Source organism: Acidobacteriota bacterium, from assembly GCA_020853395.1.
Taxonomy (GTDB): Bacteria; Acidobacteriota; Vicinamibacteria; order Vicinamibacterales; family SCN-69-37; genus JADYYY01.
In genome coordinates, this window is the sequence record JADYYY010000002.1 from 235,523 (window position 1) to 255,888 (window position 20,366).

Below are 20,366 nucleotides of genomic sequence, written 5' to 3' on the forward strand. Positions count from 1 at the left end.
CCGATCCATCCGCGATGGAGGCTAGAAGAGAAACCGCAACGCGCCCTGCATCTCGCGGGCGTTCTTCGCGCTCAGGATGCGCCCGAACGTCGAACTGCCGAAGACCCGGTTGGGCAGATCGAAGTTCGTTCGATTGAGGAGGTTGTAGGTCTCCCAGCGCCATTCGATCGTGCCGTGGCGCGTCCGCCAGCTCTTCGCGACGACCAGATCCACGTTGGCATAGCCGGGGCCCGTGACGCTGTTGCGCGGCGCCGAGCCGAACGTGTACAGCGCGGGCAACGCGAACGCGTCGGTGTCGAACCACCGCTCGGGCGTCCGCTGACCGCCGGGCAGATCGGGGTCGCGCAACTGGTCCGGGCGCTGTGCCGGACCGGCGCCGACGTTCGCTCGGTCGACGCCGAGGTTCACGGTGAACGGTGCGCCAGAAAGCGCCGTCGCCGCCGCGCTCACCCGCCAGTTTCCCAGGACGGCCTCGCGCCATGTCCCCCGCGCGGGGGACGGCAGCTCCACCGTGGCCGTCGCAATCAACTGATGACGGCGATCGAAGCTCGATCGCGCCCACTCGCCGCCCGTCCCGAACACGTTGCGGACGTCCTGCGGCACGTTCGCTTCCGCTTCCGTTGCCCCCGGGCTCGACGCGTCGTCTTTCGACGATGACCACGTGTAGCCGACGGTGAAGGCGAACCCGCGCCGGAGGGGCCGTTCCGCCTTGACCGTGACGCCGTGATAGATCGACTTGCCGTCGAAGCGGATCGCGGTGATCCGGCTCAGCGCGGGAATCGGCCGGCGCGCCTGGATCGGTCCGGGGCCGGGTTCCGGGACGTTGCGGACCGTCGCGTTGTCGGCGCCGAGCGTCCAGGTGCCCATGTAGAAGACTTCCGTCAAGAGGCCGGGCCGCCACTCGTACTGCACGCCGCCGCTCCACGTCTGGCTGTACTCGACGTTGTAGTCGTAGTCCATGATGGACGCGCCGATCGTGCCGGTGGCGTTCGCGGTGAGGATGTCGCGGGTGCGATAGAGCGGCACCTTGGCATCGGCCGGCACGTCCACTTGCTTCGTGAAGAAGAACGGCAGATTGCGGGCGAACGCGGCCTGCACCGAGTACGCCCACTGATTCAGGAACACGCCGTAGCCGCCGCGCACGACGCCGCGGCCGTCGTCGAGGCTGAGCGCGAACCCCGTGCGAGGCGCCAGGCGCACGGCGCTCGGATCGAGCAGTCCCCTGCCCCATCCGAGCGCAGCGGTCGTCGTCGCCGGAATCGGAACGAGCGGCATGAGGGCGGCGCCGCTCTGGTGAACCGTGCCGGCGTCGTCGCTCGCGACGACGAATCGGCCACCCGGCACCGACAGATCCACCGTGGACAGCCGGTTGTTCACGTCGTACATGTGCTGGTTGAACTCGTACCGCAGGCCTAGATTGACGGTCAGGTTCGGCCGGACCTGCCAGTCGTCCTGGGCATAGGCGTGGAACCAGTTCGTGCGGCCGTCCTCGTCGCCACGCCCGATCCCGGACGTCGCGGACGCCGGGTAGCCGAGCAAGAAATCCGCGAGCGCGTTGCCGCTGAACTGCCCCGTGTAGGTGAAGGCACCGCGAGCGGCGTCCGGCTGTTCAGGCCGCAGCCACAACCGGAAGAAGTAGGCGCCGACCTTGAGCCGGTGACGGCCGCGATCGAACGAGAGATTGTCGTAGAGCTCGACGTGCTGGTTGTTCCGGGCGACGAACGACGTCGGATCGCCCATCGTGCTGTACAGCCCGGCGGTCGAGATCTGCGGGTAACCGACGTCCCGGGGATCGCGCGTGACGCCGATGAGCCCAGTGCCGCCCGCGAAGTCCACGCCGCGGTTCACGCTCTGCTGACCGCCGCGCACGCGCATCCAGCCGAATCGCGCCTCGTTCAGCATCGCGCCGCCGATCACCCGTGCGTGGCTGACCGCCAGGTTCCGGGTACGCGTCGTCAGCGTCCGGCCGAATCCCGGCACGAGCGCCTCCTGGAGCACGCTCGTGCCGAACGGCTGCCGCTCGTCTGCATCGAACGTGCTGAACCGGACGAAGAGCGAGTCCGCGTCGGATATCCGATGATCGATCCGGCCGCTGATCTGATGGACGTCACGCTCCAGCGCCTCGACCGCCGCGAGGTTCTGGCTCTCGCCCGCGGCCGTGGGCAGGGGCACGTCACGGAGGAAGGTTCGCGCGATCGGATCGAGGCGATCGAGCGGAATCCGGTTGCCGGCGAACGGCAGGCAACTGCCGCCCGCAACGATCGTCTCCGGATCGCAGATGGGCGCGCTGCCCGCGAAGTTGCCGTCGCGCGCGGCCAGCGACGGCACCGAGAACGTTCGCGTCAGGGAGCGCTGCAGGTGCTGGCCTTCATAGCTGCCGAAAAAGAACGTGCGGCTTCGCACGATGGGCCCGCCGAAGGAACCGCCGAACTGGTGCTGCCGCAGCGGCGGCACGGCCTGGCCGGCCGGCAGAAAGAAGTTCGGCGCGTCGAACGCATCATTCCGGTAGAACTCGAACAGGGTGCCGCCGATCGTGTTCGTGCCGGCCTTCGTCGCAACGTTGATCAACGCCGACGCCTTGCCGCCGAACTCCGCCGGGTACATGGACTTCTGGATCTTGAACTCCTCGATGGAATCGACCGAGGGACTGATCACCAGGTTGTTGAACAGCTCGTCGGTGACCTTGAGGCCGTCCAGCAGGTAGATGTTGTGTCCCGAGCGCTGCCCGCCGACATTGGGGAGAGGGCCCGCCTGCTGCAGCGCGTCGCCGCGCGTCCCGCTCGGCGGCAGCACGACCGAATCGCTGAGCTGCGCCAACGCGAGGAAGTTGCGGCCGCTGATCGGCAGATGCAGGACCTCGCGCGTGCCGATGACGTCGCTGATCTCGGCATTGGCGGTCTGGAGGAGCGGGACGTCCGATGCCGTCACGGTGACGTCTTCCGCTCTCGCTGCAGCGGCCAGCACGATCTCGAGCTGGAGGGTGCGGCCGATCTCGAGCGGCACACGTGTCGTGCGCGGCTGAAACCCGCTCATCGAAACCGTCAGCTCCCATGCCCCGATTCTGAGGGCCGGAAGGAAGAAGCGCCCGTCGCGATCGGTCGTGCGCGACGCGACGGTGCCGCTCGCCGCATGCGTGGCGGTCACGATCGCGCCGGGGACGACGCCTCCCGTCGCGTCGCGCACCAGCCCGCTGATCTCGCCGGTGTTCGTCTGCGCGGCTGCGCCGGCGAGCCCGTTCAACCACAGCACGAACAGGGCGCAGAGCCCGCGAGAAACTCTTCGATGCCCCATCGTCGGACGCCTCGGTGTGTCGGGCAGAACGCCCGGACATTCTACGCCACGAGTGCGAAGACCAACCACACCGCGCCGGGTTGCGCGACGGCAGCGACGCTCAGAACTGCAGGCGCAACACGGCTCGCACGGTCCTGGGCAGCGTCGGATGCGTGTGGATGTCGTCGACGCCGGCGGCCGGCTCTCCCCTGAGACGCGACGTGTAGAAGTAGTCCACGTCGCTGGCCCTTGCGTTCAGCACGTTGAACGCGTCGAAGACGACATGGACGCGCGGCGTCAGGTGATAGCCGATCTGCGCGTTCACGAGACTGGTGGCCTTCGATCGCACGCTGTCGTCCTCGATCAAGGGCCGCGGTCCGAAGTAGCGGAGCCGGGCGCTGCCGAAAGCGCCGCGCGTCGTCTCGACCGTCACGCCGAGCGACGCCACGACGCGCGCCGCGCCGGGAATCCGAATCCCCGCCGGGTCGTCGTCCGTGAATCGCGCGTCCGACCAGGCAAGATCGGCGTCCGCGGTCAACACAGAAGACAGCCGGAGGTAATTGGTCCACTCGATACCGTGACGACGGCTGGGCCGACTCGCTTCGGTGGTGCCGGCGTCGCCGATGAAGAGCAGCTCCGATGCGAGGTCGAGCCGCCAGATCGCGACGGTGGACTGGAGCCGCGGGATCGCGATCGTCCGAATGCCCACCTCGCTTCCCGTGGCACGAACCAGGGGCGTCACGGGCTCGACCGCGTCACCCGACGACGGGTCGCGCGTGATCGTCGCGCCTCGTGCATCGTTGCTGTGGTGTCCTGTGCCCGCGCTCACGTAGAGCTCCGTCTTCCGCCAGGGCCCCAGGATGACGCCGCCCTTCGGGCTCACGAGCGTGGAGGCGGCCGTCCCGGAATTCGCCGGATCGTCGGCATCGACGCGAAAACGATACGCGTCCAGCCTGAGGCCCGCCGTGGTGCGCAGCCAGGGCAGCCAGCGCAGCTCGTTCGTGACGAATGCACCGGCCGATGTCTGCGCGACCGCGTCCTGCCGCGTGACGCCGATACGCCGGCGTGCTGCGGTTCGGAACAGGCCGACGAGAGGAACGTCGTCGTGGCGGATCTGAACGCCGTACGTGCTTTCGCCGGTACGCCCGGCCCAGCGCACGCGGCGCGTCTGCGTGACGCGCCCGCCGGTCACCCATCGCCGGTCGGCCTGCTCGAACTGATCGCCGCGATCGAGATCCTCGAGGAAGTAGGTGAAGTTGGAGAACAGGTTCAGCCGATAACGTGACGCGTAGGCGGTCGCGCGAGTGAGCGTGGTCGCTGACGTGCGCTGGAACTCCGCCACCGCCGCGTAGCGCGCCGTTTCTCCGCCATCCGTCGTATCGACGGTCCCGAACCGCGAGAGCGTCCCATCGGCAATCGCGCGATCCGGCACCTGGTCGGTCGAGTTCCAGCGGCTGCGGTAGGCCATGCCGGTGAGCGAGAACGCATTCTGCCCATTCCCCTGGCTGTAACGCAGCACTGCGTTGACCTTGCGATAGTCATCGGGCAGCGCCCACGGACCGTCGTGGTGATTCACTTCCAGCGCGCCGAGCAACGTGCCGCGGCCGACGCGCGGAGACGCGGCCAGCAGCGCTCTAGACCAGCCGTCCTGACCCGCGCTCATGCTGGCAAGAGCGTGCGGCAGGACGTTCGCGTAGTTGATGTTCGCCGAACCGGCGGCCGCGAAGTCGCCGTCCTGCGCGTCGTAGGGCCCCTTGCGGAATTGCACGCCGGTGACGAGCTCGGGAATCAGGAAGTTGAGGTCCGAATAGCCCTGGCCATGGGCATGCGTCGGCAGGTTGATCGGGAGGCCGGCCACGGTCGTCGCGAAGTCCGTCCCGTGATCCAAGTTGAAGCCACGCAGGTAGTACTGGTTGGCTTTGCCCTCCCCGCTGTGCTGGCTGATGATGACGCCCGGCACGGCCTCGAGCACCTCACCGGCGCGCATGATCGGCCGTGCGGCGATCTGCCTCGCCGTCACCGCTCCCTCGCTCGCGGCCGTGGCGATGCCGACGAGGCTCTCTTCCGGATGCGGCAGATCCGCGAGATTGCGAAACGTGTCGGCCGCCGTGACGACGACCGCCGCGTCGAGCGCGAGCAGCATCGTCACGTCCACACGGGCGGGAGCCGTCGCGGAGACCGCGACGCCGCGTCGCCGCACGTCCGCGAAGTTCAGGAACTGGAAGGTGACGACGTATTGCCCGGCCGGCACTCCGGCGAACGCGTAGCGGCCGGACGCGTCGGTCACCGTGACCTGCGTCGTCCTCCGGTCGGTCGAGGTGACCTGCACCGAGACTCCGGATAGGACGGCGCCGCTCTGGTCGAGCACCTGGCCCGACAGCGGTGGAACGACCGCCTGCGCCGCGGCCGCCGTCACGACGACAGCACTCAGGAGGACGAAGACGAAGGCACGGAGAGCTGAGCGGTCCCTGCGAAGGAACGGCACCGCATCCAGACGATCGATCACCATCACACTCACTCCGGCGGCTATCGTCTCACGAGCATCAGCCAGACGATGCCGTGCGGAAGCACTTCTGCCGACGGTGCTGGGCGAAACAGCGTCCTCGAGGCGATCAGGCATGCTGCGCGCCGAAGCGAGCGTTACGTTTGAGCAGCAGTAATCGGCATTGCGGCTGGCGGATCAGTGGGCGCACCGCTTACGGCACGCTGCTCTCAGGGTTGGTTGGTGCAGTATGGTGGCGTCCCCAATTTGCGTGAGTTGGAACCAGCTCCGCTGGTGGTTGAGGGCGGTTGACGGCCTGAGACGCGCGGCGTGACGGCTTCGGTGGCTCAGGCAGAGAGCTGCCGGACGGCTGGCCGATCCGCTGCCGTCGGCTGGCGAAGGGCGCTCGCGGGAAGCGTGGCCACGGCCACGGTGTTGCCCGCCATGTCGAAGAACTCCACCGAGTAGCCCTCCTCGCTGACGCCCGGCACGGTGTGGCGCTCCACAACCGTGCCGATGTCGCCGGCGCGCACGCCGTGCTCGGGGACGTCCAGGGTCAGAACTACGTCGCCGTACATGTCGAAGGGCATCGGCTACCTCGGGTACATGGTAATGAATCGGGGCACGTCGGCTCCAGTGTCGATCTGCCAGACCGAGCAGAAGAGCACCGCCCTGCCTCTGGGCGTCGTGATCGGCCCCTCAATCTCGTAGACGACACCGTAGGCGTTCGTCGAAGTGCCGGTCACGTCAAGGGACAAGTGCTGCGTTCGCAGGTCGGCTTCGAGCGCCTGCGGATTCTCGGATCGATATCCGAAGCTCAGGAGGAGCCTGGCCTTCGCGGCACCTCGCCTGTGCGACAGGTTGAGAAGGTACCCGGTGAGCTTGTCCGCTGCGATGACCGCTCTCTCAGCATTCGGTACCTTCACTGCGACCTCACAGGCCGGCGAACAAGGCGTCGATCTCGTCCTCGGTCTCGAGTTCAATCACGCGCCCGGCAGCGACATCCTCGTAGCCGCGGTCCAGAGCATCCTTGAGCCGCTCACACTTAACAGCCACGACCTCGTCTCGCACCTGCATGAGGCGCAGGGCATCGGCGACGACCTCCACCTCGGTGCTGTAGTGGCCTTCCTCGGCCTTGCGGCGAACGAGAGCTTCGAGGCTCTTGGGAATTGCGATGTCCATTGTGCGGCTCTCCACGCACTACGCCCCAGTCCGAGGCTGTTGCCCCTCAAGGCGTGAACCTGACCATTATGGACCCGTCTGCCGGGCTTGCAGATGTCGGAGACCACGCCCGGCACGATTCAGTTGTGGAACGGGATCCGAACGAGGCGGGCTCTGATCTGGACGCACCGGCAGGGCCGGACATGCGGTCGACACTTTCGGTAGGACGGGCGCTTGGTGCCGGCCGATATGCAGTGACGCTTGGCCACCACGCATCAGTGCTTGACAGCGTCAGCGACCGTCCCGGACACTGTCGGGAGCGCGCTCTGGGGCGCCTCCTGTCCGCGGCAAGCGAGTTTGCTCCCACCCAACGTGTTTCTTCACAACTCGAACCTTCTTCCGGCCTGAAGGTAAGCGGACGCCAGGCATCTCACGGAAGGAAGGTCTCATGAGCACTCTCGAAAACCTCAGGAAGTCTGCGAGGCGATGGCTGAAGGCGTTGCGCGCGGATGATGCCGACGCGCATGCTCGCCTTGAACGTGCACATCCGAATGCCCCTTCCCCTCCTGCTCTGCGCGAGGTTCAGCACGCGCTCGCACGGGAGCACGGCCACGAAAGCTGGGTCGATCTTCGGCGGGCTCTCGATGACGGCCGGCGCCGCGGGGCCGCCACACCCGATGCCGATCAGTACGACGCTGTAGCCAAGGATGTCTTGGCGGTGTACCAGACCGGTGACGGTGCAGCGATTCAGCGCCTACAGGAGCGATTCCGAAGACCCGTAACCTGGGAAACCTTGCGCGCCGAAGTCGATCATCAACTCGAGCAGTTGCCCGATTCGTTGAGACCCAGCGCCGGACTGTCCCTGGCGGACATCAGGCACTTCATGGCCCGGTCCGCCGGATTCCAGAACTGGGCATCGTTCTTGGACGCGTTGAGGCTTGACGGTGAAGAGTCAGAGGCCAACGCACGAGCGGCTGTCGTCGTGCCGCGACAATCCGATCCGGGACCGTCCGGCATCCTCCAGCCTGTCGAGCTCCGAATTACGCTGCCGATGGAACTTCAAGGTGGCAAGTACACGATGACGACCGACGTGTGGAACATGCTTGCGGCAAGCCGCGCGGGTGATCTCGAAAGGGTCAAGTTGCTTGTAGCTGCTACGCCGGGGCTGGTTCGCTGCGAGCACAACTACATGCCTCCGCTTCACCTGGCGGTTCGCGAAGGTCATAAAGATCTCGTGGGGTTTCTACTGGAAAGAGGTGCGTTCGACCCCGAACACGTGACGTATCCGTACAACGAGAAGCTGCTCACAATCGCCGAGGATCGGGACTACGCCGAGATCGCCCGGCTGTTGTGCCAGTATGCAGGCACACCATCAACAGCCGACGGTGAGGCCGTTCACGGCGTTGGCACGATTCAGTTCCCAGCCGACGACGACGTGAATCGGCTTGAGAAGCTCGTTGCTGCGAACGCGCTCAGCGCGGTTGAGAAGCTCCTGGAGCGTCGGCCCGAACTCGTTCACTACGAACTTGCGTGTTGGGCGGAGGGAGTTCTGAGCACGCCGGCGAACCGCGCGTTTCGACAGATGCTCGAGCTGCTGCTTCGCCTCGGAGCCCGCGTGCCGGATGTCGCCAAGTGGGGCCGGGCATACTACTTCAAGCACTATGACATCGCAGCGTTTCTCTTGGAGCGAGGCATGAATCCGAACCATATGAACTGGCATCGCACGACGTTGCTGCACGACATGGCTTGGGAAGGAGACGTCCGCAAGGCGGTGTTGCTGCTGGATAGCGGTGCGAATATCGATGCCGTCGATGACGAGTTCCGATCAACACCGTTGGGCATTGCTGCGCGAGGGGGCCGACTCGAGGTTGTCAGGCTGCTGCTGGACCGCGGAGCCGATCCCAACACAGCTGGCGCGTCATGGGCGACGCCATTGGCTTGGGCGGTGAAGAAGAAGCACTCCGACATCGCCGCGGTGCTACGCTCGGCTGGAGCTCGGTGATGAGGTCAGGTGGGCAGGCTGTGAGTCTGCCCACCTACAGCGGTTGCCGCCCGCGTCTTGTCGGTTCGGCACGGGCAATTTGCGGCATGGCCTTGCGCTGAACCGCGGGGAATCGATAAGTGGTCCTCGCCGGCTCGTCGCCGGGCACTTGCCGTGCCCGCGAGTTGGGCGTATAAGATTCGAAGCAGTCTGCTGGTCGGCTGCGGCCCGTCACGGTGCTGATGGCACGCGGGCCGAACTCATCGCTCGGTCGCCCCAGCGGTCCCGAGCCCGGGTTCCACAGACCACGCCCTGAACGTCGCGCGGCGCAACGCCCCGAACGCTCAGCGCCTTCTTGAATCGCCCCGCGCCGTCACGGCCCGGACGCCTTCACGGACAACTCAGCGTAACGCCTTGCTCGCTTGCCGAGCCGTATCTCGGCGAAGCCGAGCGAAGGCTGGGAGGACAGCCATGTTCGACGCGCGAGATGACGCACGCGACCGTGATGCGCCGGAGGACCGCCGCGAGCGTGTGTACGACGAACGGGACCGCGACGATGACCCGCGCGAGACCCTGATGCGCGACCTCGATCTGCCGCGCGGCGAGGAGCGCGAGCTGGTCGCGGTCCGTGACCGCGTCTACGAGCTGGGCGGCGAGGACAGCCGCACGCTGGCCACTGTCGGCGCCTTCCGCGTCGTGCCCGAACACGACCTCGACATCGACCACGAGACGTTCGAACACCTGCACGACGAGGGCCTCGTCGAGCCGGTCGAACTCGGTGACGACGCGCGCGGCTTGACGCTCACACGGGAGGGCTGCGAAGTGCTCGACTCGCATTCACTCGATCGCGGGGACGAGCCGACACAGGACTTCTACGCGGGCATCAGCCGGGAACGCGAACTCGACCACGACTCGAACCTCTATGCGACGTACCGCCAGGAGGAAGCCCGGCTCCGCGACGAGCACGGCGGGCTCGATATCCGCCGCGTCGTCCTCGAGCAGGACCTAAAGCGCGAATACCAGGAGTTCCTGCAGGAACACAACCTCGGCCGCTCCGACGGCGATGGCCGCCCTGATCGCGACGAGCACGAGATTCGCGAGTGGGCACGCGACCACGACTTGCCGTACTTCGGCGGGCAGGTCCACTTCCCGGACTACCGCATCGAGTACGAAGTGGACGGGCGCGAGCACCACCAGGACGTCGAGCTGTTCACGGAGCATTACCGCGGCGCCCATGCCGCGAGCCACGCGCAGACCGGCTTCCGCATCTATGTTGTCGGTTCGCGCGGTGGCGGTGGGCGTTCCGGGCCGCATCCGCGTCTGATGGAGGAATTCCTGTGACACACGAATATCCTCGTCACGACATCGACGACAGCGTCACCCGGACACGGGTGAACGCGCTGGCCGGCCTCGGATTCACCGAGCGACAGCGCGAGTTCCTCGTGACCGTGATGGTCCACTCCGGCTGCTTCCTGGAACGGCAGTACTGCGCGTTCACGGGCACGGTGCGCGGCCAGAACAGCCGCGAGTTCATGGCGCGCCTCGTGGCCCGCGGTTTCGTCCGTGCCATCGAGCCGGGACCGGTTCGGCGAGGGCGGCTGTACCACGTCCACCACAAGCCGCTCTACGAAGCGGTCGGCCAGGCCGACAACCGGAATCGACGACTTCGAACCATCGGCCGCATGGTCGAGCGCGTAATGATCCTCGACGCGATTCTGGGCGACCGGCGCTGCTGGTGGCTGAGCCCCGCCGATGACAAGTGGAAGTTCTTCTGTCTGAGACGCGATAACCACCTGCGCCCGGAGGACTACCCGCACATCGCCTTCGGGACGGGCCGGCAGCGGACGATCCGCTGCTTCCCCGACAAGCTGCCTATCGGCGTCGATAAGAACGACGGCGACCGTCTGGTCTGCGTGTACCTCGTGAACCGGCGCCTGTCGGTGGACTTCCGTCAGTTCCTGATTCGACACCTCGCCCTGTTGCGTTTCGTGCGCACGTGGACGATGCGGCTGCTCGTCCCACGCCGCTTCAGGAAGGCCGTCGCCCTCTACAAAGCCGCCCTCCGCGAAGAACTCTGGACGCCGATGAATCCCAGCGTCAGCAAGATGCTGGAGACCTACTTTCCCGAACGTCAGGCGCGGGGAGAACACCTTAGCGATCCGGACGATCGCTACATCCGGGACGAGTTCCGAAAGCAGGGGATGATGAAGATCCAGGCGCTCTATCGAGCGTGGAACCGACAGGGCGACGGCGTTCTCTGGCAGGCCCACTCGACCACCCTGCGCGACGATCACTCGCACGGCTGTTCGGCAATCGAAGTCGAACTGTTGAACCGCCAATATCTCCAGCTCACCGGCACGATGGACCGTGACGTGTGGGCCAAACGGGGGGCCAAGCGAAAATCGCGTCAGCTCGGCCCCCCGGTTTCGGCGCCGTCTCCAAGCTCTCTCTCACCTCTGGTTGGCGATGAACACGAACCGCAGGCAACTGCTTGACACGGCGTCCGTTGCCGCGAGTCAGGTAGCGAGGCGGCGCTCTGTGCCGGCTCGCCCGAGAACGTCGGTGCCGATGTCACAGCACCAACGATGGCGTGAACGACCCCGCCGCCGTGCCCGGCACCTGACCCCAGCGCACCCTGACGGGGTCGTTCACGCCATCGTTGGTGGTGTCCCGTGTCGCTGTCCGCATGTCCAGTTCGTGCAGGAGAACCGCGCCGCCCGCGTGTCCCCTCTCTTGCCCAGATGCGAGCGTAGAAGTGAGTATGCGCCTAGCGCCGCGATCGGTTCGCGCACCGGCCTGGTTCTTCAGCAGAACACGGGCTCGTCTTGTGCTCAGATCGAGCCGCGCCACCATCGCGCAGATGATGCTGGTGCCGTGCTCGGCGTCGTCAATGCTCTCCGCTTCGCTTCGACCCGACCTGTGGGCCGGGCCTTCGGGCATTGACGACGCCTGTGCGCGGCACGGATCGGCAATGGCGCGATGGTGACCACTGCGACGGTCGCTCACACGAGGTTGACGAAGACCGCACGCAGGCGTATGGTGGGCTCATCACTCCAGTGCAGCCAGGCACTCCTCCGGTTCGCCACAACGGCATCCGGAGCGCACATTCGGCCGACGCTCCCAGGGCACGGTTTCGAGCGCACCATCACGACATCGCAGTCCGTAGTCACGCTCTTGGTGGCGCCGCGTTCCCAGGACCGCGCGTCGTCAGGAAGCCGCGTTCATCAGCGGCATGATCGAGCCCTGGTTCGACTGAACGCACGATAGACGGTCACGTCATCGACGCCACCGTCGCCGCTCGGAGCGCAGCTCCCGCGGATCGATGCCGGCACAGCCCGCATCCGCGCTCACCACAACGGCGCGTCGACCGCCACATCGACGCATCGGGCGCGCCACTCACCCAATCACCAATCGCGTGCGAGTGGGGGACGCCATGGAAGTGCCCGAAGGTGCGGAACTCGTTCCGGAACCGATCTCGATTGCGCACTGCCGCGAACTGCTCGGCGACGAAGCCGACGCACTGACCGACGACGAGGTGCGCGACGTCGCGCGCCACGCGGAAGCGATGGCGCGCGTGCTGATTGCCCTGGCCCTGCAGGACGCCGGATTCACTGACCGCGATGCCGCGCAGACGTACCTTGCCGCCGGCGGGCGATGGACTACGCTGACCGAGATGATCGGCGCGGTGATCTACGTTCGCGTCAGCACGAAGGAGCAGACCGAGAACCTCAGTCTGCCGACCCAGCTCAAGGCGTGTGAGGAATACTGCCGGCGGAACGGCCGCGAGATCCGCGAGCGCTTCCACGAAGAGGGCGAGAGCGCCAAGACCACGGACCGCAGCCAGCTCCAGGCGCTGCTGAAGTACTGCCGAACGCACAAGGGCCGGGTCCACTTCGTGGTCGTCTACAACCTCACGCGCTTCGCGCGCGAGAAGTACGACCACTTCGCGCTCCGAGCGCACCTGCAGTCCCTGGGGATTTCTCTACGGTCAGCCACTGAGCCGATCGACGACACCTCCACCGGCAAGCTGATGGAAGGTGTGCTCGCCGCGTTCGCGCAGTTCGACAACGACGTGCGCTCAGAACGCACGCTGGCCGGCATGAAGGCTGCGCTGTCGCTTGGGCGCTGGACCTTCCAGGCGCCACTCGGCTACCTGAACGCGCCGAAGTGGTCCAAGAGCAGTCTCGTGCATGATCCCGTGCGCGGTCCGCTGGTGCAGCAGGCGTTCCGCGATCTGGCTTCGGGACAGTTCACCGCACAGGAAGTGATTCGCCGCGCCACGGACGCGGGTCTACGAACGCGGCGCGACCGTCCGCTCTCACCGCAGACCTTCGGCAACATGCTGCGGAACCGCATCTACGTCGGCCACATCGAGAGTCCTGAGATCGCCGTGAGCGCACGGGGCGACTTCGAGCCCCTCATCGACGAGGCGATCTTCTACCGGGCGCAGGCCGTCCTCGATGGTCGCGTGCCGGTGGCTGCGGCACGCCGGCGAAATCATCCTGACTTTCCGTTGCGCGGCTTCGTGCGCTGCGAAACCTGCGGGCGCCCGCTCACCGGCAGCTGGTCGAAGGGGCGGAACGGCCGCTACGCCTACTACCACTGCCCGCGCCGATGCCGTGCGGTCAACGTCAGCAAGGCCGCACTCGAAGGCGCCTTCGTGGACGAACTTGCACTGCTACAGCCGACGCCTGGCTACATGCGGCTCGTCAAGGATCGCGTGCTTTGCGTGTGGGAGCAGGAGTGCGCCGCCGCCCGAGACCGAACCGCTGAACAGGATCGGCGGCTCAAGGCCGTCCGGTTGAAGCTCGATCGACTCGACGAGGCGATCCTGTACTCGGAATCGATCGACCTCGACACCTACGGCCGCCAGCGCGACAAGCTCCGCGAGGAGTTGACGTTGTCGAAGATCGATTACCACACCGAGGCCGTCGAGGAACTCGACGTAGAAGGCATCCTGGCCTTCGCAGAACGCATCCTGCCGCGTGCCGCGGACCTCTGGGTCCAGGCGTCGCTCGACTACCGCCAGCGATTGCAGCAGCTGTTCTTTCCTGAGGGGATTGCGTACGACGGAAGTCGATTCAATCGAACCGGCGTAACCGCGCCGCTTTTCAGATACTTGGAGCCCGACGAACAGGCCGAATCAAGTTTGGCGTCCCCATCGGGAATCGAACCCGAGTCTCGGCCTTGAAAGGGCCGCGTCCTGACCGCTGGACGATGGGGACGCTCGTCGATCGCGCGCCAGCCCGTTAGCGTACCACAGCCCTTCGCGCCGCCGCGCCCGCCAAGCTCCATCGCGCTGCCGACGCGCGGCGACGATTTAACGCAGCCGTAACAGCGGAGACTCGCTCGCGAAACGTGCTCCGCCTACGCTCCTTCCGTAGGCTCGTGCCTCTCATGAGCCGGCCGAAGTTCCGATGGACGCGAAGACAACGGCGTGGCCCGCCTGCACGATGCCGCCGTCGACGACCGACAGCTCCGAAGGACACTGACATGCTCAGGCTCATCACCAGACAGCGATGGCGAGCGGCGCTAGCCGCTTCGGTCGCCGCGCTGTCGGGCATCGCGCTCGCCGCCCAGCGCGTGCAGATCAACGGCGCCGGCGCGACCTTTCCGTACCCGCTCTACTCGAAGTGGTTCAGCGAGTACAACAAGATCGCGCCGAACGTGCTGATCAACTACCAGTCGATCGGGTCGGGCGGCGGTATCCGCCAGCTCACGAATCAGACGGTGTTCTTCGGCGCCACCGACGGCCCGATGACCGACGAACAGCTCCTTGCCGCCCCCGGCCGCGTGCTGCACTTTCCCACCGCCCTGGGAGCGGTCGTTCCGGCGTACAACCTGCCCGGCATCTCGCACGAGCTGACGTTCACCGGTGCCGTGCTCGCCGACATCTTCCTCGGGAAGATCGCGAAGTGGAACGACGCGGCCATCCGAACCTTGAATCCGGGCGTGGCGCTGCCCCCCACCGACATCACCGTCGTCCACCGCTCGGATGGCAGCGGCACGACGTACGTCTGGGTGGACTACCTGTCGAAGGTTTCTCCTGAGTGGAAGAAGCGCGTCGGAACGGCGACGGCCGTCAACTGGCCGGTCGGCCTCGGCGGCAAGGGCAACGAGGGCGTCGCCGGGCTCGTCAAGCAGACGCCAGGAGCGATCGGCTACATGGAGCCGGTGTACGCGACGCAGAACAAGCTGGCGTTCGGCGCCGTGCAGAATGCGGCGGGCGTTCCGGTGAGGGCGTCCGCGCCATCGGTGACCGCCGCTGCGGCCGTCGCCAAGATGCCGGCGGACTTCCGCGTTTCGATCACGAATGCGCCCGGCAAGGATGCCTACCCGATCGCGTCGTTCACGTGGCTGCTGCTGTTCGAGAGCCCGAAGGATCGGGTCCAGGCGAACGCGATGGTGGACTTCATGCGCTGGGCGCTGACCGACGGTCAGAAGTTCGCCGCCGGCCTCGGCTACGCGCCGTTGCCCACGGCCGTCGTCGCGCTCGAGCTGGAGGCGCTGAAGAAGATCGCGACCCGGTGAGCCCTCGATGCCGCGACTGCACCGCATGAGCGATCGCGCCTTCCAGACGACGACCGGCGCGTTCGCGCTCGCCATCATCGCCATCGTCGCCGGCATCGGTTACGTCCTCTGGACCGAGTCTGCCCTCTCGATCCGGGCATTCGGGTTCGCGTTCTGGCGCACGAGCCTCTGGGATCCGGTGTCGGGCGAGTTCGGCGCGCTCCCGTTCATCTGGGGCACGTTGTACTCGTCGACCCTTGCGCTGTTGATTGCGGCGCCCGTCGCGCTGGGCATCGCGATCTTCCTCACCGAGCTCTGCCCGGCGCCGCTGCGCGGTCCCCTGGTCTTCCTCACGGAGCTGCTCGCCTCCATCCCCTCCATCGTCTATGGCCTCTGGGGCGTCTTCGTCCTGGTCCCTGCGGTTCGGGCCGTGCAGCTCGCGTTGCCGGATGGGATCCGGACCTTGCCGCTTTTCAGCGGGCCGCCGGTCGGCGTGAGCATGCTGGCGGCCAGCCTCGTGCTCGCCATCATGGTCGTGCCCTACACCTCGTCGGTGGCGCGCGAAGTCCTCAGAGCGGTGCCTGCCGCGCAGCGAGAGGCGGCCTTCGCCCTCGGGGCGACGCGCTGGGAGGCGACGCTCGTGGCCCTCCGCTACGCGCGGATCGGCATTGTCGGCGCGATCATGCTCGGGTTCGGACGGGCGCTCGGCGAGACCATGGCGGTCACGATGGTGATCGGCAACAACCCGCAGGCGGTGTGGTCGCTGTTCGCTCCGCAGTACACCATGGCGGCCGTGATCGCGAACGAGTTCACCGAAGCGGCGGACGACCTCCACCTGCACGCGCTCGTCGAGATCGGCCTCGTGCTCTTCGCGATCACGCTGATGGTGAACGTCGCCTCGCGGGTGCTGATCTGGCGCATGACGCGCGAGCAGGTCCGGCGACCACCAGCGATTGTGCCCGTCGAGGCGCGGCCGTGATCACCCGCGACCAGCGGCGGCGGGCCCTGTCGGCGATGATGTCCGTCTTCTGCCTCGTGGCCGTGCTCGTCGCGCTGGCGCCGCTCGCGATGATTCTGTTCTTCGTCGTGAGCCAGGGCGTGGGCGCGATCGACGTCGCATTCTTCACCGAGACGCCCCAGCCAGTCGGCGAACCGGGCGGCGGCATGGCGAATGCAATCGTCGGCACGCTCATTCTGTGCGGGCTCGGCGCGCTCTTGGCGATTCCGGTCGGCGTGCTGAGCGCGGTCTACATCGTCGAGTCGGGCGGATCGCGCGTGGCGTCGGCGGCACGCTTCGCGGCCGATACGCTCAACGGCGTGCCGTCGATCGTGATCGGCATCTTCGTGTACGCGATCGCGGTGCTGCCGGCCAAGCCCTGGCCGTTCGAGGACATGAAGTTCTCCGCGCTCGCCGGCGGCCTCGCGCTCGGCGTGATGATGATCCCGATCATCACGCGCACGACGGAAGAGCTCCTCCGCCTGGTGCCCGCGGCGCTGCGGGAAGGCGCGCTGGCGCTCGGCGCCTCACGGGCGCGCACGGTGTTCACCGTCGTGCTGCCCGCCGCTCTGCCAGGCATTCTGACCGGCATTCTCCTGGCGCTCGCGCGCATCGCGGGCGAGACGGCGCCGCTCCTGTTCACGTCGTTCAACAACCGGTTCTGGTCGACCGACGTCACCCAGCCGATTGGCTCGCTCACCGTGCAGGTCTACACGTACGCCATCTCGCCGTACGACGACTGGCATCGGCAGGCCTGGGCCGGCGCGCTCGTGCTCGTCGGGCTCGTGCTGTGCTGCTCGGTCTTCGCCCGCGCCGCGACGCGCCGCCTCGAACGCATGCACGTGGGGCGATAGGCTCGGCAGCAGGTTCGCGATCCGGCGGCCGGACGAGCGCCTCGAGGATGGTTGCCGACGCTCGGGATGCGCTATCGTGTGGGGCTGTATGTTGCTCACAAGGAGTGTCTGCCGACATGTCCGCGCGCACCGCGCCAGCACTTGCCGCCCTCGATAGGTTCTTGCCCCAGATTGCCGTCCTGTCACCCGGCAGCGCGCGAGACCGGCTCCAGCAGGAGACCGAGGCCCTGCGCCGTGCCGTTGCCGCGTTTCACATGGAAGCGATTCGATTCCGGATGTACAACGTCGATCGGCTCGTCCGCGCGCTGGGCGACGGCGTCGACCTCCGCGGTCTGTTCGACGACGTCCGTCGCGAGCTCGAGCACGCGGGATTCCATACGCGGTCTCACGCCGCGCCATAGGTGACTGAGCCGGCGGCCGCGTCATCCGCGCGGTCCGTCCCTACAAATTCAGCGTGATGTCGAACGTGCCGCCGTCCGGACGGCCAATCATGAGCAGCTCCGGCCGGAAGCGCGGGTCTCGGGCGTTCAGCGGCTGGTTGGGAAAGAAGATCGCCGTCCAGAAATCCGACTTCCCCGGGATCCGAACGCGCACGCCGATGTGCGGCGCCCGCCCGGATGTCGCGCCGGGCACGATCGTCGTCAACCGGTAGCGCCCATCGGCATCGGTCAACTGACGACCGCGAAACCGAGAGCCGACGGCGTCGTATCGCCCCTGCGGATCGGCGTGCCAGAAGTGGAGCTCTGCCCCTTTGATGCGCCCGCACGTGGTGCCGCTGACCGTTCCCTGCAGCGTCAAGGGCGTGCCGTTCACCCCGGCCTCGAGCAGCGACGTCCGGAGCGGTGCCCCCTCGCGATACGTGTTGTCGCGCGGCACGGCCGGCGTGAGCCGGGCGTCCGGCGCGCACGGTGGGGCGGACGAGCCGAACTGGTCGAGCCCCTGGCCGGTCAGCGGGGCGACGCGACCTGCCACCAGGCACGCCATGGCCGTTCCGAGCCGGGCCACGAAGTCACGACGGGTGCGCATGTAGAATTGCATAGTAGCAGGGGCGGGACTGGCATCCGCCAGCCGGCCCCCTGGAGGTCATCACATGCCGTATCCGGAGTATCTGATTGCGCCCATGCGTCACGAACTGACCCAGCTCGGGTTCCAGGAGTGTCGGACCGCAGCCGACGTGGACAACGTCGTCAAACAGCCGGGCGTCGTCATGATGGTCGTCAACTCGGTGTGCGGGTGCGCGGCCGGCAAGGCGCGGCCGGGCATCGCGATGGCGCTGCAGCATCAGCCTCGGCCGGATCACGTCGCGACCGTGTTCGCCGGCGCCGACATGGAGGCCACGGATCGGGCGCGCGGCTACTTCACCGGGTTCGCGCCGTCGTCGCCATCGATCGCGCTGCTGAAGGACGGCAAGCTCGTCTACATGGTCGAGCGGCGGGACATCGAGATGCGATCGGCCGACGCGATCGCCGACCTGCTCACGCTCGCGTTCGACGAACACTGCGGCGCGCCGGCCGGCGCCCGCTGACGCTCGGAACTGGTGAGTGGTGAGCCGCGACTCACCACTCACCCCATCTCTCGCGACTCGCCGCTGCTTCGAGAGCTTCCTCTCGAGTTTCGCGACTACTCCGTCCCGTCTCCGCTTCCCAACCCGAACCCGACCGTGTCCTCGGGCACGCCTTCTTTGACCGACCACTCTGCGGCGATCGAGCCCTCCCGGAGAATCGTCTCGGAGCGTTCCGAGCCGGTCGAGATGATGGCCGCCGGCACCTCGCTGATCTCCTCGAGCCTGCGGACGTAGTCGCGCGCTTCGGCCGGCAGATCGGAGAACTTGGTGATCCCGCGCGTGCTCGCACGCCAGCCCGGCATGGTCTCGTAGACGGGCGTGCAGGCGGCGAGCTGCGCGGAATCGCCGGGCATCTCGGTGACGATCTGCCCGGCGCATTGGTAGGCCGTGCAGACCTTCAGCTCCTCGAACTCGTCGAGCACGTCGAGCTTCGTGAGGGCCAGCGCGCTGAGGCCGTTGACGCGCGCCGCGTAGCGGACGGCCACGGCGTCGAACCAGCCGCAGCGCCGCGGCCGCCCGGTCGAGGCGCCGTACTCCTGACCGGTTTCGCGGAGCCGTTCTCCGACGGCGTCGGAAAGCTCGGTGGGCAACGGCCCGCCGCCGACGCGCGTCGTGTAGGCCTTGGCGACGCCGAGCACGGTGCCGACCGCGCGCGGACCGATCCCCAGGCCCGTGCAGACGCCGCCGGCCACGGCGTTCGACGAGGTGACGAACGGGTAGGTCCCGTGATCGATGTCGAGGAGCGTGCCCTGCGCGCCCTCGAACATCATGCGACGGCCATCGAGCATCGCTCGGTGCAGATACAGCGACGTATCGGCGACGAGCGGCCGCAGCCGGGGCCAGACCGTCTCGCACAACATCGCGAACACGTCCTCCCAGCGCAGCGCCACGCCGCCGACGAGCCGGTTGCGCGCCTCCACGTTCTCGCGGATGGCGCTGGCGAGCGGGCCTCCGGCGCTCTGGTCGCGGAGATCGCCGACGCGCACGCCGCGCCGCGCGACCTTGTCTTCGTAGGCCGGGCCGATGCCTCGCGACGTCGTGCCGATCTTCCGCTCACCCCGCCGCGCCTCGGCGAGCAGTTCGATGTCGCGGTGATACGGCAGGATCAGGTGGGCCTTGTCGCTGACGAGCAGCCGGTCGCGCCACTCGATGCCCATGCCGGTCAGCTCGTCGAGCTCCTTGAACAAGGCGACGGGATCGACGACGACCCCGTTGCCGATGACGCAGGTCACGGACGAATGGAGGATGCCGGACGGGATCAGGTGGAGCACGAACTTCCGGCGGCCGACGTAGACGGTATGGCCGGCGTTGTGCCCTCCTTGATAGCGCGCGACGATCGCGAAGTGCGGCGTGAGCAGGTCGACGATCTTGCCCTTGCCTTCATCGCCCCACTGGGCGCCGAGTACACACAGGTTCATGCGGCTAGCATGATACCGTGACGCCGCTGGATCATTGACACCCCTCCCCGCGGTTCTTTAGAGTGGCACTTCGCTCGGCCGCGTGCCCCGATCGGCGCGGCCCTTCCCAACACGCGCGACACTCGAAGG

16 protein-coding genes, 1 tRNA gene and 1 pseudogene are annotated in these 20,366 nt (G+C 67.2%); 10 read left to right on the plus strand and 8 right to left on the minus strand.

All coding sequences use genetic code 11. The annotated features are described in order from the left end of the window. Window positions 1-21: 21 nt before the first annotated feature. The 5 genes from IT184_01610 to IT184_01630 form a co-directional block, all read right to left on the minus strand. Entirely contained in the window at window positions 22-3,291 is a 3,270-nt protein-coding gene (locus tag IT184_01610; protein ID MCC7007491.1) for a TonB-dependent receptor, read from the minus strand. 100 nt (window positions 3,292-3,391) lie between these two features. After that, entirely contained in the window at window positions 3,392-5,779 is a 2,388-nt protein-coding gene (locus IT184_01615) for a TonB-dependent receptor (protein ID MCC7007492.1), read from the minus strand. 320 nt (window positions 5,780-6,099) lie between these two features. After that, window positions 6,100-6,342, minus strand: coding sequence for a DUF4926 domain-containing protein (locus IT184_01620; protein ID MCC7007493.1), 243 nt, complete (start codon window positions 6,340-6,342; stop codon window positions 6,100-6,102). A 3-nt stretch (window positions 6,343-6,345) separates the two neighbouring features. Then, window positions 6,346-6,678 carry a hypothetical protein gene (locus IT184_01625; GenBank protein ID MCC7007494.1) on the minus strand — a complete coding sequence of 111 codons (333 nt, stop codon included), beginning with the start codon at window positions 6,676-6,678 and terminating at the stop codon, window positions 6,346-6,348. Window positions 6,679-6,685: 7 nt separating this feature from the next. Further along, a complete protein-coding gene (locus IT184_01630) occupies window positions 6,686-6,934 on the minus strand; it encodes a type II toxin-antitoxin system ParD family antitoxin (protein ID MCC7007495.1) in 249 nt (82 codons plus the stop codon). A 427-nt stretch (window positions 6,935-7,361) separates the two neighbouring features. Between IT184_01630 and IT184_01635 the strand changes: the two genes are divergently transcribed. The 5 genes and pseudogenes from IT184_01635 (at window position 7,362) to IT184_01655 (ending at window position 14,085) form a co-directional block, all read left to right on the plus strand. Next, window positions 7,362-8,915, plus strand: a complete 1,554-nt coding sequence (locus tag IT184_01635) for an ankyrin repeat domain-containing protein (GenBank protein MCC7007496.1) — start codon at window positions 7,362-7,364, stop codon at window positions 8,913-8,915. A 450-nt stretch (window positions 8,916-9,365) separates the two neighbouring features. After that, window positions 9,366-10,235: a hypothetical protein gene (locus tag IT184_01640; GenBank protein MCC7007497.1), complete on the plus strand. Its 870-nt coding sequence runs from the start codon at window positions 9,366-9,368 to the stop codon at window positions 10,233-10,235. 50 nt (window positions 10,236-10,285) lie between these two features. Further along, entirely contained in the window at window positions 10,286-11,389 is a 1,104-nt protein-coding gene (locus IT184_01645; GenBank protein MCC7007498.1) for a hypothetical protein, read from the plus strand. Between the two features lie 1,070 nt (window positions 11,390-12,459). Beyond that, a pseudogene (locus IT184_01650) lies at window positions 12,460-13,020 on the plus strand (recombinase family protein). A 228-nt stretch (window positions 13,021-13,248) separates the two neighbouring features. Beyond that, complete coding sequence (locus tag IT184_01655) at window positions 13,249-14,085, plus strand: zinc ribbon domain-containing protein (GenBank protein ID MCC7007499.1); 837 nt, start codon at window positions 13,249-13,251, stop codon at window positions 14,083-14,085. On the opposite strand, the gene IT184_01660 is transcribed toward IT184_01655, so the two are convergent. Next, a tRNA-Glu gene (locus tag IT184_01660) sits at window positions 14,045-14,119 on the minus strand. The genes IT184_01655 and IT184_01660 overlap by 41 nt on opposite strands. Before the next feature lie 268 nt (window positions 14,120-14,387). Between IT184_01660 and pstS the strand changes: the two genes are divergently transcribed. The 4 genes from pstS to IT184_01680 all read left to right on the plus strand — a co-directional run bounded on the left by pstS (window position 14,388) and on the right by IT184_01680 (window position 17,656). Then, window positions 14,388-15,425 (plus strand): phosphate ABC transporter substrate-binding protein PstS, encoded by a 1,038-nt coding sequence (gene pstS, locus IT184_01665; protein MCC7007500.1) that lies wholly within the window; start codon window positions 14,388-14,390, stop codon window positions 15,423-15,425. Between the two features lie 7 nt (window positions 15,426-15,432). Next, on the plus strand, window positions 15,433-16,383 hold the full coding sequence (gene pstC, locus IT184_01670) for a phosphate ABC transporter permease subunit PstC (GenBank protein MCC7007501.1): 951 nt from the start codon (window positions 15,433-15,435) through the stop codon (window positions 16,381-16,383). Window positions 16,384-16,418: 35 nt separating this feature from the next. Beyond that, window positions 16,419-17,255, plus strand: coding sequence for a phosphate ABC transporter permease PstA (gene pstA, locus IT184_01675; GenBank protein ID MCC7007502.1), 837 nt, complete (start codon window positions 16,419-16,421; stop codon window positions 17,253-17,255). A gap of 116 nt (window positions 17,256-17,371) precedes the next feature. Further along, complete coding sequence (locus IT184_01680) at window positions 17,372-17,656, plus strand: hypothetical protein (GenBank protein MCC7007503.1); 285 nt, start codon at window positions 17,372-17,374, stop codon at window positions 17,654-17,656. 40 nt (window positions 17,657-17,696) lie between these two features. Here IT184_01680 and IT184_01685 read toward each other — a convergent pair whose 3' ends face one another. Then, window positions 17,697-18,281: a hypothetical protein gene (locus IT184_01685; GenBank protein MCC7007504.1), complete on the minus strand. Its 585-nt coding sequence runs from the start codon at window positions 18,279-18,281 to the stop codon at window positions 17,697-17,699. 64 nt (window positions 18,282-18,345) lie between these two features. Here IT184_01685 and IT184_01690 point away from each other — a divergent pair, with 64 nt between their 5' ends. Beyond that, a complete protein-coding gene (locus IT184_01690) occupies window positions 18,346-18,780 on the plus strand; it encodes a BrxA/BrxB family bacilliredoxin (GenBank protein MCC7007505.1) in 435 nt (144 codons plus the stop codon). Between the two features lie 95 nt (window positions 18,781-18,875). Here the strand turns inward: IT184_01690 and IT184_01695 are convergent, their stop codons facing one another. After that, the gene (locus IT184_01695) at window positions 18,876-20,237 is read right to left on the minus strand and encodes an adenylosuccinate synthase (protein ID MCC7007506.1); all 1,362 of its coding nucleotides are present in this window, start codon (window positions 20,235-20,237) and stop codon (window positions 18,876-18,878) included. Window positions 20,238-20,366: the final 129 nt, after the last annotated feature.